Here is a 13,523-nt window from a genome sequence, read left to right on the forward strand (position 1 = left end):
AGCCGCCCCGGACACCAAAGGCCGGGACGGCGAAAGAATGATGTGTCGCGCCCGCAGCGGGGCGGATGGCCGCGGTCAGATTATTGACAAAGCCGCACGTCGTCGCACAGCGCGCCAGCAACAGCGCCGATGGCTGCGCCCTTGACGCGGTCCGAACCGCCCTTGCCGCGCACGGTTTGGACAGTATAGCCGCCTGCCGCACCGATGATGGCGCGATCCGCATCGGTTGGCCGTATGTTTTGCGTGCAGCCAGCCAGAAGGGCAAGCGAGATGCCCGAAGCAAGGATGATGGTCTTGCGCATGTCAGTTGTCTTTCGGTCAGGCCAAAGCCATCCGCGCGCGACAGGCGCGGATAAGCCGTGGCGATTGCGTTGAAATGACGCCGATCAGTAACCCGACGCCGGGGCGCAGACGCCCACATCGTCGCACAGCGCGCCTGCGGCACCGCCGATAAGCGCGCCGGTGCCAACGTTGCCGTCAACGGCTTTGGCGATGACGGCACCAGCCACGGCACCACCGGCAGCGCGCTGCACGTCGGGCGAAATGGCGGGTGCGCCATAGCCTTGCTGGCAAGCCGACAGGGTTGCCGCAACAAGAAGAGCGCCGGAAAGGCGAAGGATCGAAGTCGTCTGCATATCACTGTGCCTGTATCAAAGACCCGTTTTCGGGCCGGTTGTGTTGAACATACGCAGGTTATGCCATTTCTATTCCAACTGGCAAACTGAAATGGCCGTGAAAGGATGGTGATGGGCAAGGGTTTGCGCATGATTCAGCCGCGCCCCGCGTCGGAATTGTCGTCGTCTTCGTCCCAGTCATCATCCTCGGGCCAGTCTTCGTCGTTGTCCCAGCCTTCGCCATTGCCTTCCTTGGTAAAGATTTCCGGGAAGGATGCCTCGGCCCGCGCCAGATCGACAACGAAAAGCTGTTCATAATCGGTCGGGTTCAGCTTGCCCACGGGCATCACCTCGCGCCCGATCAGCCAGGACAGGCGGCCTGCGTCCAGATTGCCGCGCTCGAACGGTTCGTCGCCGAAATGTTCGATCAGAGCGGCAAGAAAGGCGGCATCGGCGCGGCGATCAGCGGGGCGGCGGTCCTTGAACCGTTCGCGCCGGGTGATCGGCGTGGCGCCTTTGGCATTGGCGCGGCGGATGACGAATTGGAAATCGGTGCCGGCCAGACGGCCCGGAAAGCCGCGATGCTTCAGCATGACACGCCCCTCCGGCAGTGGGCGATGCCTTGGCGCGGGCAGTCAGGCCGCCCGCGCCGCGTGGCGTCAGTTGGCGCCGTATTTGCCCTGATAGACAGGCTCGGGCTGGACCATGACCGGACCGGGGGTGACCGAAACCTGCGGCTGGGGCTGTTGCTGGCACGCGGCCAGAGCGGACAGCAGAACGAGGCCGAGAACGATTTTCTTCGACATTGGAAATTGCTCCTGTAATCCGGGGCGGTTGCGCCCCGGCTGCTCGGGTTTGATCCGGCGCGTTGGTGCGTCGGATGCAGCATTTTAGCCGCTGCCGCAGCGCCCCGACAGGTGGCGTAACGCAACCGGCCCACAAGTCCGGCGGAATGTGGCCATGCTGCATCATACACGCAGGCGTGAACGGTCATCACTATCAGGCCCTTACAGCGGGATGTTGTCGTGTTTCTTCCACGGATTCGACAGCTTTTTGTTGCGAAGGCTGGCGAAGGCGCGGGCGACGCGTTTGCGGGTGCCGTAGGGCTGAATCACCTCGTCGATGAAACCTTTTTCGGCGGCAACAAAGGGGTTGGCGAAACGGTCCTCATAATCGCGGGTGCGTTCAGCGATCTTGTCGGTGTCGCCCAGTTCGCTGCGATACAGGATCTCGACCGCGCCCTTGGCCCCCATCACGGCGATCTCGGCCGTGGGCCATGCATAGTTGAAATCGCCGCGCAGGTGTTTCGACGCCATCACGTCATAGGCCCCACCATAGGCTTTGCGTGTGATGACCGTGACTTTCGGCACCGTCGCCTCGCCATAGGCGAACAGCAGTTTCGCGCCGTGTTTGATAACGCCGCCATATTCCTGAGACGTGCCGGGCAGAAAGCCGGGGACATCCACCAGCGTCAGGATCGGAATTTCGAACGCATCGCAGAACCGCACAAAGCGCGCGGCCTTGCGGCTGCTGTCGATGTCCAGACAGCCCGCCAGCACCATCGGCTGATTGGCGACGACGCCCACGGTCTGCCCCTCCAGCCGGATAAAGCCGATGATGATGTTCCCGGCAAAATCCTTTTGAATTTCGTAGAAGTCGCCCTCATCGGCGATCTTCACGATCAGTTCCTTCATGTCGTAGGGCTGGTTCGGGTTGTCGGGGACCAGCGTGTTCAGCGAATGATCCAGACGGCCCGGATCATCAAAGAAAGGCCGCGTTGGCGCGCGGTCGCGGTTCGACAGCGGCAGAAAATCGAACAGCCGGCGAATTTCGACCAGGGCTTCGACATCATTGTCGAATGCGCCATCGGCCACGCTGGATTTCTTGGTATGGGTGCTGGCGCCGCCCAGTTCCTCGGCGGTGACAACCTCGTTCGTGACGGTTTTCACCACATCCGGGCCGGTCACGAACATATAAGAGGTGTCGCGCACCATAAAGATAAAGTCGGTCATCGCCGGGCTGTACACCGCGCCCCCCGCGCACGGCCCCATGATGACGCTGATCTGCGGGATCACGCCGGACGCCATGATGTTGCGCTGAAACACCTCGGCATAGCCGGCAAGGCTGGCGACGCCTTCCTGAATCCGCGCCCCGCCCGAATCGTTCAGCCCGATCACCGGCGCGCCGTTCTGCATCGCCATATCCATGATCTTGCAGATTTTCTGCGCATGGGTTTCCGACAGGCTGCCGCCGAACACGGTGAAATCCTGCGAAAACACATAGACCATGCGGCCATTGATCGTGCCCCAGCCCGTCACTACACCGTCGCCATAGGGGCGGTCTGCCTCCATACCGAAGTCGGTGCTGCGGTGGGCGACGAACATGTCGAATTCTTCGAAGCTGCCCTCGTCCAGCAGCACCTCAAGCCGTTCGCGGGCGGTCAGTTTGCCGCGCGCATGCTGAGCGTCGATCCGGCGCTGTCCGCCGCCCAGCCGGGCGACTTCGCGGCGGCGTTCAAGTTCGGTGTGGATGTCTTTCATGAAACGGCCCTCTTGCGACGGATTTGCGGCACTTTAGGCATCCATGCGTGCGGCGCAAAGCGGAATTGCGCAAGTTTGCAAAATATACGACGGGCTGCGGGTGCAAATTGCAAACTTGCGGCGGGGCTTGACGCAGCAGCGGCTTGGGCGCATCGACAGCGTATGGTTTTGCAGATTGATCTTGGGGCCGTTGCGGCCAATTGGAAGGCGTTGGCGGCCAAAGCCCCCGGTGCCCGCACCGGCGCGGTGGTCAAGGCCGACGCCTATGGTCTGGACGCCGCCCGCGTGGCGCCCGTTCTGTATGATTGCGGCGCGCGGGATTTCTTTGTCGCGCTGGCGTCCGAGGGGCAGGCGATCCGTCCGCATCTGCCGGGTGATGCGCGTATCTTTGTGCTGTCGGGGCATATGGCGGGCGCGTCTTTGGGCGGGCTGATTCCGGTGCTGAACAGTGCCGAGCAGTTTTTCCGCGACCGCGCCATGCGGCCGGGTCAGCCGTTCGGGATTCAACTGGACACCGGCATGAATCGGCTGGGGCTGGAACCGGCGGAATGGTCCGGTATCCGGGGTGAGGCTATGGCCGCCAATCAGGGCCAAGGTCCGGCGCTGGTCATGTCGCATCTGGCCTGCGCCGACGAGGACAGCCCGGAAAATGCCCGGCAACTGGCGGCTTTTGCCGAGATGACACAGGGCGTTACCGCGCCGCGCAGCCTGTCGGCAACGGGCGGTATTGTGCTGGGGACGGACTATCATTTCGATCTGACGCGGCCCGGCATTGGCCTGTATGGCGGCGCACCCTTTGTCGATGCCACGCCGGTGGTGCGGCTGTCGCTGCCGGTGATCCAGACCCGGGTCGTGCGTCCCGGCGAATTCGTCGGCTATGGCGCAAGCTGGCGGGCCGACCGGGTGACGCGGGTGGCCACGGTGGCCGCAGGCTATGCCGACGGGCTGCACCGTGCACTGGCGCGCGGCGCTGCGGTGCTGTGGGCGGGCGATGTGGCCTGTCCGATCATCGGGCGGGTGTCGATGGATCTGATAACCTGCGATGTGACCGCCCTGCATGACGTGCCGGATGCGCTGGATATTCTGAATGACCGTCAGGGCGTTGATGCACTGGCCGATTTCGCGGGAACCATCGGCTATGAGGTGCTGACCAGTCTGGGCGCGCGGTATCAGCGCAGCTATATCTGATTGCCGCCGCGCCCCAGGATGCGTATTCAGACAAACAGCAAGCGGCGGGGCGCGGCGGATTGGCCACATCTTGCCGAGGGGCGGGCGGTTCTGCCCTTGTGCGAATCCCTGCGAGTTGTCACTTTGAAAGCGGATTGATCTTTCGGAGAGACTTTTGGGCCTGAACCCTCTGCCCCCCGCACCATCCGGCAATGCCAGCCCGGCGGCTGAAACCTTGCTGGAGTTTCCCGACAACCGTCTGTTGATTGATCTGTGCGGTGCCAATGACCGACATCTGGCGCGGATCGAAGAAGGCCTTGGTGTGCATATCCTGCGGCGCGGCAATCTGCTGGCCGTGATCGGCCCGGCAGATGCGCAGGCCGAGGCGGCGCGGGTTCTGCGCGGCCTTTATGCGCGGCTGGAACAGGGCCGCACCGTCGAAATGGGTGAGGTCGAGGCCGCTTTGCGTATGGGCGATGTCCCTGCCGCTGAAACCACCCCCGCCGAGCAGCTGGAAATGTTCAGCGCCGGTAATTACGAGTTACGCACCCGCAAGAAATCGGTCGAACCCCGCACCGAGGCGCAAAAGGATTACGTCCGGTCGCTGTTTCAGAACGAACTGGCCTTTGGCATCGGCCCGGCGGGCACCGGCAAGACCTATCTTGCGGTGGCCGTTGGCGTCACCATGCTGATCGGTGGCCATGTGGACAAGATCATCCTGTCGCGCCCCGCCGTCGAGGCCGGGGAACGTCTGGGCTTTCTGCCCGGCGACATGAAGGAAAAGGTCGATCCTTACATGCAGCCTCTGTATGATGCGCTGAACGATTTTCTGCCGTCGAAACAGATGCAAAAGCTGATGGAGGAAAAGCGCATCGAAATCGCGCCCCTGGCCTTTATGCGCGGGCGGACGCTGGCCAGTGCCTTTGTCGTGCTGGACGAGGCGCAGAACGCCACCGCGATGCAGATGAAAATGTTCCTGACTCGTCTGGGTGAAGGGTCTCGCATGGTGATTACCGGCGACCGCAGCCAGATCGACCTGCCGCGCGGGATGCAGTCCGGTCTGGTCGAGGCCGAACGGATTCTCAAGGGCGTCAAGGGCATCAGCTTTTCCTATTTTACCGCGCAGGACGTGGTGCGGCACCCCTTGGTGGCGCGGATCATTCAGGCCTACGATGCCGAGGATGTCGCCGCATTGGCGCGCGGCGAAGGGGATGGCAACCGTGGCGATTATGCGCCGCGCCGGATGCCGCGATCCGATGCCTGAGCCGCTGACCGATACCGTCATCGAGGATGAGCGATGGCAAGCCGCCGGTCTGCCGGAACTGGCGGATCGTGCGGTGATCGCGACCTTGGGCTGGCTGGGGATCGGTGGCCAAGTCGTGGTGTTGGGCTGCGATGATGCCCGCATCGCGGCGCTGAACGCGGATTTTCGCGGCAAACCCAAGGCGACGAATGTGCTGTCATGGCCCTCGGTCGAACCGCTGCGCGCGGCCCCCGGTGCCGCCCCGGATCTGCCCGATGATGATGAGCTGGGCGATATTGCCATCGCCTATGACACCTGCATGGCCGAGGCTGCCGCGCAGGGCAAGGCACCGGCGGATCATGTCACGCATCTGCTGGTTCATGCCGTGCTGCATCTGGTCGGTTACGATCACGAAACCGACGCCGATGCCGAAACCATGGAAACGGCCGAGCGTTCCATTCTTGCGACGCTGAACATTGCCGACCCTTACGCAGCCGAATGCCCCGACAGTTGAGAGAGAAAGATGAGCGACGATCCCCGAAGTCCCGAGACACCGAAAACGCTGGAAGACCCCGCAGGCTGGGCCGATGGGGTCGGCGGCGAGGGGCGCGATCTGCCCGGATCGCGCGGGTTTCTGGGGCGTTTTTTCGGGGTCTTCACCGGGGACGAAGCGGCGGCGGCTGAACCTGTCGGCACGGCCTCGCAGCCCGCGCCGGGACTGGTCAATCTGCGGCGGTTGCGGGTTGATGACGTGGCGATCCCCAAGGCGGAAATCATCGCCGTGCCCGTTACCGTATCGCTGGATGATCTGGTCGAGATGTTTCGCGAACACGGCTTTTCGCGGATTCCAGTGTTTCGCGGCACGATGGACAGCCCCTTGGGGCTGATCCATCTCAAGGATCTGGCGCTGAAGCACGGCTTTGGCAAGGGCGGGCGGTTTACTCTGCGCCCGATGCTGCGGCCCTTGCTATATGTGCCGCCTTCGATGCCCATCGGGGTGCTGTTGCAGCAGATGCAGCAGAAACGCATCCATATGGCGCTGGTGATTGATGAATATGGCGGTGTGGATGGGCTGGTGACGATCGAAGACCTGATCGAACAGGTGATTGGTCAGATCGAGGATGAACATGACGAGGCCGAAGGTCGGCTGACCGCCTTGGTCAAACCGGGCGAGTGGTTGATTCAGGCCCGCGCGCCCTTGGCCGATGTCGAGGCTGAAACCGGGCTTCGTCTGGCAACCGGCGAGGAAGAAGAAGAAATCGACACGCTGGGTGGACTGGTCTTTATGCTGACGGGCCGCGTGCCGGTCCGGGGCGAGGTGATCGCGCTGGATTCGGGGGCCGAAATCGAGATCGTCGATGCCGACCCGCGCCGGATCAAGCGGGTGCGGTTGCGTGCCCCCAAGGATCGCCCGGCGGTCGAGGGTAAGGCCGGATAAACGCAAATCGCCGGGTTATCCATATAACGAAGGGGGCGCCTGCCCCTTTTCCTGATTGGCCTTGCCCCAAGAAGATAAAAAGCCCTTATAGCCGCGAAAAGGCGGCGGCGTGTGTTATGGGGCTGCTGGCGGGCAGTTTTGGCCCTGCCGTCATCAGATGTGGGCCTGCGTAGGGCGAGATCAGCTCGGCTGGCTGAAACCCGAAACGGTGGTAATAGGCCGGATCGCCCAGAACGATGATCGTGTGATCGGCAAAGCTGCTGATCGCGGTGCGGATCAGGGCGCTGCCAATGCCACGGCCATGCAGCGCAGGGTGGACCGCCACCGGGGCCAGTGCCAAGGCCGGACCCGCCGCCGACACCGGCGACAGGGCGACTTGGCCCAGAATGGTGCCCTGTGCCTCGGCCACCAGCGACAGGGCCAGATCGCCATCGGCGCGCAGGCTGGCCAGCAGATCAGCCTCGGCCGTGCTGTCAAAGGCCTGGCGCAGCAATTGCGCGATCCCGTCATGATCGGCACGGGTTTCCGGGCGCAGGCGCGGCAGGGTATCGGTCGCGGTAAAGTCGCGGCGGATCGCGGCGCTGTTTTGTCCCCATGTGCTGGCTTGGGTCCGGCTCTGGTGCGCGGCGAATGCCGTCGTGTCGGTGAACAGTTCGTTCAGGTGCCAGATCATCGGATCGTTGTCCTGCGCGATGTCAAAGCGCAGGCAACCCGGCTCGGCCCGGCTGGCGGTGATGTGATCGGGCAGCAGGCGCATCGCCAGCAGCATCTGATTCATGTCCGCGCAGATCAGCCGCCCGGTCAGCGCGCGCAGAGGTGGTGAGATTGCGATCTCGATGCCGGTTTCGGGCATGGGGTGGTGATGGGTGTGATGATGCCCGCAGGCGCAGCCGGTCATGTCTGGTTCCCCTCGCTTTGGGCCAGCCTACTGGCCCGCGCGCGATGCCGCCAGCCGTGCAAAGGTCTGGCAAGGGTCGTCAACGGATCAGGGCATGGAAATCAGGGTATTTGTCACGCGCTGGTTGGCCTGCCGTATAGCCCAGCATTGCGGGTGCGGTATAGGGATCGTCATCCGTGCCGGGGTGGCAGGCGTGCAGATACATCCGGGTGACGGATTCGGTTGCGCCAAAGACCTGTGGCAGAGGCAGCACGATCCAGCTTGCGCCGGTCGCAAACGCGGGCCGCAGCGGCGAGCAAAAGAATTGCACTGTTACCGGATCGGACCATTCCAGTCCGGCAGGCGGTGTGTCGGGATAGTTCGCGCCCGGATGCTGGCTATAGGCCAGCCGCTGCGTCACCTTGATCCTGCGCCCTGGAACCGCGATGCTGCCTTGCGCGATCTGATGGGGCGCGGACTGATCGACCCAGGAACAACCGTCCATGTGACAGCGCCCGGCAAAAGCGTCCGGTGGCGGCGGATGATCTGCACCGCGCACACAGATTGCGACGCTGTCGCCAAACCAGCAGGCCGGGTCGTCAGTATTCCGCTGCACCGCGCCCCAATCAGTGGTTTTGTCATCGGGACTGGTGCCGCCAAGTGTGCCTTGACCGGGGGCGGCGATGTGCAGCGATACCGATGCTGCTCCGGCGATCAGGCTGCCATCCTGCATTCGCACCGTAAAGCTGCCGCCGCGCTGGATGTGAAAATCGCAGGGACCAGTGGCGCTTTGATGCGCGCGGGCGATTTCGCATTGCGCGGGGGGCGCGGCTTGGACGGACAGGGCAGCCAGACCGATAAGCAGGGCGGACAAAATCAGGCGCATGGGCGATCTCGGGCGTGATGCTGCCATGATAAAGCACCCCTGCGTTTGGGGCAAATGTTGGATGACATGCGGTGAATAGGGGAAATGCCGTAACGCCGTGGTGGCAGGTTTGATTTTTGCCAAGGCTGCCCATCCCTTTTTCTGGTAAACTTTAGCCGTGACCGTAGCAGCAAAAGAGAAACCTGATGTCTGACCCATGGCTTGCGACCCTGATAACAGCCACTCCGCAAGAAGGATTCGAGCTTGCCGTGACGCTCAGCCGTCGCGGTGTCAAAACCACGCAGCCTGATGTCGAGGTGCTGCAAAAATTGCGCCCCGTTTATGCCAATGATGCCGATGCGCTGACGGCGGCGTCGCAGGTGGTGGCGATCAATTTTCAGACCATCGCCGCAGCAAACAACTATTGGCGCTGATATGACCGGACAAATCTATCGCTCGACCGAGGTGTTCACGCAGGACACCATTCCCGATGCGCTGTTGAAGGAACACAAGATCAAGGCTGGTTCGCGCGGTCTGCTGCGGGTTTTGTCAGGGCGCATCTGGCTGGTTTACGAGGACCGCGACGAACGCATCCTGCTGTCGCCCGACCACCCCGGCCTAATCGAGCCACTGGCCCCGCATCACGTCGAACTGGACGGCGCGGTCGCGTTTCAGATTGATTTCATGTATGACTGGCCTGAATGACGGCGTGAGATGAACGCACCGCCAAAGTGATCTTTGGCGGTGCTTTGCAGGTATATGCCTTGTTTGGTGCAATCCGGATCAGGTCAGCTCAGACTGGGCATAAAGCAGGTCTGTAATAAAAGCGCTGATAGCATATGCTAAAACGATGCCAAGCAGAAACCCGATCCAGACCATTAAACCCCACCACCGGCGTGTTGCACACAGATAGATCAGCAGTCCCAACGGTGTGAGCAAGATCGTCAGCAGCCGCGTGCCGCTTCCGACGGTCTGGCCGCGCTGATTTGCATCAGTAGATTGCCATAAAAGGCATAGCACGACGATCCCGACCATCTGAATGAAGTCATTCCAGGTATAGGGCGGCATTGCCTCTGGATCGGGCCAGAATATTGCGTCGATCACGGCGCCAATGGCGACATAAACGAGAAGCACCGCATAGATTTGCCGCGCTGTCATTCCCACTCGATCGTGCCCGGCGGTTTCGAGGTGATGTCATAGGTCACGCGATTGATGCCGCGCACCTCATTAATAATCCGGGTTGCCGTTTCGCCAAGGAAATCATGGCTGAACGGGTAATAATCCGCCGTCATCCCATCGACGGAAGTCACCGCCCGCAGCGCGCAGGCATAGTCATAGGTGCGCCCGTCGCCCATCACGCCCACGGTTTTCACCGGCAGAATGGCCACGAAAGCCTGCCAGATGTCGTCATACAGACCGTGCTTGCGGATCTGGTCGATGAACACTGCATCGGCCTTGCGCAGAATGTCCAGCTTGTCGCGGGTGATCTCGCCGGGGCAGCGGATGGCAAGGCCGGGGCCGGGGAAGGGGTGACGGCCGATGAATTGTTCCGGCAGGCCCAACTCGCGGCCAAGGGCGCGGACCTCATCCTTGAACAGCTCGCGCAGCGGTTCGACCAGCTTCAGGCCCATCTTTTCGGGCAGACCGCCGACGTTGTGGTGCGATTTGATCGTCACCGAAGGCCCGCCGCTGAAGGACACGCTTTCGATGACGTCAGGGTAAAGCGTCCCCTGCGCCAGAAACTCGGCCCCCTCGATCTTGCTGGCCTCGCGTTGGAACACGTCGATGAACAGCTTGCCGATGGTCTTGCGCTTGACCTCGGGGTCCGAGACACCCTCCAAAGCGCCGATGAACAGGTCGGATTCTTCGGCATGGATCAGCGGGATGTTGTAATGGTCGCGGAACATGCTGACCACTTCATCCGCCTCGTTCAGCCGCAGCAGCCCGTGATCGACGAAGACGCAGGTCAGTTGGTCGCCAATCGCTTCGTGGATCAGCACAGCGGCGACCGAACTATCGACCCCGCCCGACAGACCGCAGATCACCCGCTTATCGCCGACCTGTTCGCGGATTTTGCGGATCGCCTCGTCCTTATAGCTGGCCATTGTCCAGTCGCCGCTAAAGCCCGCCAGCCGCACGAAATTCTCATACAGCTTGGCGCCGCGCGGGGTGTGATGCACCTCGGGGTGGAATTGCACGGCAAAGAAGTTGCGCGCCGCATCGGCGGTGATCGCAAAAGGCGCGCCGGGTGAGGTGCCATAAACCTCAAAGCCGGGTGCCAGCCGCGACACGTGATCGCCGTGGCTCATCCAGACCTGTTCGCGCCCATCGTCAAACCATCCGTCCAGTAACGGCAGGCGGTCATCCGATGGGGTCACGAAAGCGCGGCCGAATTCGGCGGTGCCATCGCCGCTTTCGACCAGCCCGCCTAGTTCCTGCATCATCACCTGCTGGCCATAGCAGATGCCAAGGATCGGCACGCCCATCTCGAACGCCAGACGCGGCGGGCGCGGGCTGCCCTCGCGCGTTACGCTGTCAGGCCCGCCCGAAAAGATGATCGCGCGGGGGGCAAAGTCGCGCAGAAAATCCTCGGTCACGTTCTGATAGGGGTGGATTTCGCAATAGACGTTCAACTCGCGCAGACGCCGCGCAATAAGCTGCGTCACCTGAGAGCCAAAGTCGATGATAAGAAGGCGCTGATGCTGGGTCATATCCGCGCTTTAGGCCCGCCAGCCCGTTGACGCAAGAGGTCAGCGCAGCGCGGAACCCGCTGACCCCGGCGCGCGTTGCGAAAGCTGAATGGAAACAACCATCTGCCGAGGCCAGCCATGCTTTGCCGTTCTTTGATCGCCGTTGCTGCACTTGCAATGCTGTCCGCCTGCGAAAATGACGCTATGCCGATGGATGTCAGCGATGCGACCACAACCGCAGCGCAATGCCTGGCTGATCCGGTGCAGTCGCAAGAGATGGAAACTGCCCTGAACGCCGCCCGGCAGGTCGAGGGTAAAACCATCCTGCGCACTCACGCCAAGCTGGCCGGTATCGCTCAAAGCCACGCCTGCGATATGGCGCGGATGGGGCAGGCGACCGTTGCCGGATCAGACGGCTCGAATATCGTAGAGCGGGCACGGGCTGTCAGCTATCCGACCTGCGGCGTGGTGCAGCTTGTAACAACGGGCGGCACCCCGACCGAGGTCGTCAACCGCTGGCTGGCCTCGCAACCGCATCGTGAACAGGTGCTGGGGCAACTGTCAACCGACATCGGCGCGGGCGTCACGATTGGCCCCGATGGTCGCCGCTGGTGGAGCGTGGTGATGGGCTACGATTGCCGCTAGGTCCATCCGGGCACGCCCGCCCCGGCATCTTTGGTCCGCAAATATCCTCAGGGGGTCCGGGGGCAGAATGCCCCCGGCGTCGCGGGACGCAACTTTACCGTTCCGGCAACAACCCGCGCGGCGAGAACCGCAGCACCAGCAGTAGCACCAGTCCCATCGTGATAAACCGCATATGCGGCGCACTGCCCAGCAGTTGCTGTTTCACCGAGCCATCGGGCAGCAGCATGGTCAACAGGCCGATCAGTTGCGGCCCCCAGACCTCAACCTTGATCCAGATGAACCAGATCAGCACCGCGCCCAGAACCGATCCCCAGTTGTTGCCCGACCCGCCGACGATCACCATCACCCAGATCAGGAAGGTATAGCGCAACGGCACATAGCCGCCGGGCGCCATCAACCCGTCCAGCGTCACCATCATCGCCCCGGCCATGCCGATCACGGCCGACCCGATGATGAATACCTGCAAATGCCGGGCAGTGACGTTTTTGCCCATGGCGGCGGCTGCGGTTTCATTATCGCGGATGGCGCGCATCATGCGGCCCCAGGGCGATTTCAGCGCCAGTTCCGCCAGCAGGATCAGCAGCAGCAGCACAACAAGGAACAGCAGCATATAGCACAGCTTGACCCATATCCCCGAGGCCTCGGCCACGGTAAAGCCCCAGCTGGCGGCAAAATCCTGAAACTGCGGGTTGCGCTGAAGCTCGATCTCATAAGGCACCGGGCGTGGGATCGAGGAAATGTTCTTCACCCCGCGGGCCAGCCATTCTTCGTTACGCAGCACGGCGACGATGATTTCACCGATCCCCAGCGTGGCGATGGCCAGATAATCCGACCGCAGCCCCAGTGCGACCTTGCCCACCCCCCAGGCGGCGGCGGCGGCGAACAGCCCGCCGACCGGCCATGCCAGCAGCACCGGCAGACCCAATCCGCCGATATTGCCGAACCGCGCCGACTGATTGGCCTCGATCGCGGTCACGGCAGGGTCAAAGATCATGCGGAACAGGAAAAACCCGGCGATTAGCACAGCCACCAGCACCAGCCCGCGCAGCCTTCCCTTGGGCATCCGGTGCCAGACCTGTGCGGCCAGCACCATCGCGCCCAAGCCCACTGCCAAGGACAACAGTAAACGCGGCCCGCCAGCAGCCCATGCCCCTTCAACCGGCGGCAGCGAGATCAGCACCGGGGCCAGCCCGCCGATGGCCAGAAACCCGACCACGCCCGAGTTGAACAGCCCGGCATAGCCCCACTGCATGTTCACACCCAAGGCCATGATGGCCGAGATCAGCCCCATGTTCAAAATGGCCAGCGAGGTGTTCCACGATCCCGAAAACAGCCCGTTGCTCATCGTGCCTTCCAGCACGAACAGAATGGCGAGGACGGCGAACAGAACTGGCGCGCGGAATGGGCTGGAGGCCGTATCAGCTTGACGATTTCCCGACATGTT

At 62.6% G+C, this 13,523-nt stretch carries 17 protein-coding genes; 7 read left to right on the plus strand and 10 right to left on the minus strand.

Translation table 11 applies throughout. The features are described 5' to 3' along the window. Window positions 1-80: 80 nt before the first annotated feature. From Q4G22_RS06630 to Q4G22_RS06650, 5 genes are all read right to left on the minus strand, one after another. Window positions 81-302, minus strand: a complete 222-nt coding sequence (locus Q4G22_RS06630) for a hypothetical protein (protein ID WP_303385112.1) — start codon at window positions 300-302, stop codon at window positions 81-83. Between the two features lie 84 nt (window positions 303-386). After that, complete coding sequence (locus tag Q4G22_RS06635; RefSeq protein ID WP_303385113.1) at window positions 387-635, minus strand: hypothetical protein; 249 nt, start codon at window positions 633-635, stop codon at window positions 387-389. Between the two features lie 134 nt (window positions 636-769). Next, a complete protein-coding gene (locus Q4G22_RS06640) occupies window positions 770-1,207 on the minus strand; it encodes a hypothetical protein (protein ID WP_303385114.1) in 438 nt (145 codons plus the stop codon). Between the two features lie 66 nt (window positions 1,208-1,273). After that, entirely contained in the window at window positions 1,274-1,420 is a 147-nt protein-coding gene (locus Q4G22_RS06645; protein ID WP_303385115.1) for a hypothetical protein, read from the minus strand. 201 nt (window positions 1,421-1,621) lie between these two features. After that, window positions 1,622-3,154: an acyl-CoA carboxylase subunit beta gene (locus Q4G22_RS06650; RefSeq protein WP_303385116.1), complete on the minus strand. Its 1,533-nt coding sequence runs from the start codon at window positions 3,152-3,154 to the stop codon at window positions 1,622-1,624. A 162-nt stretch (window positions 3,155-3,316) separates the two neighbouring features. Between Q4G22_RS06650 and alr the strand changes: the two genes are divergently transcribed. From alr to Q4G22_RS06670, 4 genes are all read left to right on the plus strand, one after another. Then, entirely contained in the window at window positions 3,317-4,342 is a 1,026-nt protein-coding gene (gene alr, locus Q4G22_RS06655) for an alanine racemase (protein ID WP_303385117.1), read from the plus strand. 154 nt (window positions 4,343-4,496) lie between these two features. Next, entirely contained in the window at window positions 4,497-5,585 is a 1,089-nt protein-coding gene (locus Q4G22_RS06660; RefSeq protein ID WP_303385118.1) for a PhoH family protein, read from the plus strand. Further along, window positions 5,578-6,078, plus strand: coding sequence for an rRNA maturation RNase YbeY (gene ybeY / locus Q4G22_RS06665; RefSeq protein ID WP_303385119.1), 501 nt, complete (start codon window positions 5,578-5,580; stop codon window positions 6,076-6,078). The genes Q4G22_RS06660 and ybeY overlap by 8 nt, the downstream gene beginning before the upstream one ends. Window positions 6,079-6,087: 9 nt before the next feature. Beyond that, window positions 6,088-7,002 carry a hemolysin family protein gene (locus tag Q4G22_RS06670; RefSeq protein ID WP_303385120.1) on the plus strand — a complete coding sequence of 305 codons (915 nt, stop codon included), beginning with the start codon at window positions 6,088-6,090 and terminating at the stop codon, window positions 7,000-7,002. A gap of 85 nt (window positions 7,003-7,087) precedes the next feature. Here the strand turns inward: Q4G22_RS06670 and Q4G22_RS06675 are convergent, their stop codons facing one another. Both Q4G22_RS06675 and Q4G22_RS06680 read right to left on the minus strand, forming a co-directional pair. Next, the gene (locus tag Q4G22_RS06675) at window positions 7,088-7,900 is read right to left on the minus strand and encodes a GNAT family N-acetyltransferase (RefSeq protein ID WP_303385121.1); all 813 of its coding nucleotides are present in this window, start codon (window positions 7,898-7,900) and stop codon (window positions 7,088-7,090) included. Between the two features lie 79 nt (window positions 7,901-7,979). After that, window positions 7,980-8,765 (minus strand): hypothetical protein, encoded by a 786-nt coding sequence (locus Q4G22_RS06680; protein WP_303385122.1) that lies wholly within the window; start codon window positions 8,763-8,765, stop codon window positions 7,980-7,982. A 185-nt stretch (window positions 8,766-8,950) separates the two neighbouring features. On the opposite strand from Q4G22_RS06680, the gene Q4G22_RS06685 reads away from it, so the two are divergent. After that, window positions 8,951-9,178: a hexameric tyrosine-coordinated heme protein gene (locus Q4G22_RS06685; RefSeq protein WP_303385123.1), complete on the plus strand. Its 228-nt coding sequence runs from the start codon at window positions 8,951-8,953 to the stop codon at window positions 9,176-9,178. A gap of 1 nt (window position 9,179) precedes the next feature. Next, complete coding sequence (locus tag Q4G22_RS06690) at window positions 9,180-9,449, plus strand: DUF1971 domain-containing protein (RefSeq protein WP_303385124.1); 270 nt, start codon at window positions 9,180-9,182, stop codon at window positions 9,447-9,449. Window positions 9,450-9,527: 78 nt separating this feature from the next. On the opposite strand, the gene Q4G22_RS06695 is transcribed toward Q4G22_RS06690, so the two are convergent. Both Q4G22_RS06695 and guaA read right to left on the minus strand, forming a co-directional pair. Beyond that, window positions 9,528-9,902 carry a hypothetical protein gene (locus tag Q4G22_RS06695; protein WP_303385125.1) on the minus strand — a complete coding sequence of 125 codons (375 nt, stop codon included), beginning with the start codon at window positions 9,900-9,902 and terminating at the stop codon, window positions 9,528-9,530. Continuing rightward, entirely contained in the window at window positions 9,899-11,455 is a 1,557-nt protein-coding gene (gene guaA, locus Q4G22_RS06700) for a glutamine-hydrolyzing GMP synthase (RefSeq protein ID WP_303385126.1), read from the minus strand. Before guaA ends, Q4G22_RS06695 begins: the two co-directional genes overlap by 4 nt. A 183-nt stretch (window positions 11,456-11,638) precedes the next feature. Here guaA and Q4G22_RS06705 point away from each other — a divergent pair, with 183 nt between their 5' ends. After that, the gene (locus Q4G22_RS06705; RefSeq protein WP_303385127.1) at window positions 11,639-12,079 is read left to right on the plus strand and encodes a CAP domain-containing protein; all 441 of its coding nucleotides are present in this window, start codon (window positions 11,639-11,641) and stop codon (window positions 12,077-12,079) included. 94 nt (window positions 12,080-12,173) lie between these two features. Here the strand turns inward: Q4G22_RS06705 and Q4G22_RS06710 are convergent, their stop codons facing one another. After that, window positions 12,174-13,520, minus strand: a complete 1,347-nt coding sequence (locus Q4G22_RS06710) for a branched-chain amino acid ABC transporter permease (RefSeq protein WP_303385128.1) — start codon at window positions 13,518-13,520, stop codon at window positions 12,174-12,176. Window positions 13,521-13,523: the final 3 nt, after the last annotated feature.

Source organism: Paracoccus sp. (in: a-proteobacteria) (assembly GCF_030538655.1).
In the GTDB taxonomy this organism is placed as follows: domain Bacteria; phylum Pseudomonadota; class Alphaproteobacteria; order Rhodobacterales; family Rhodobacteraceae; genus Paracoccus.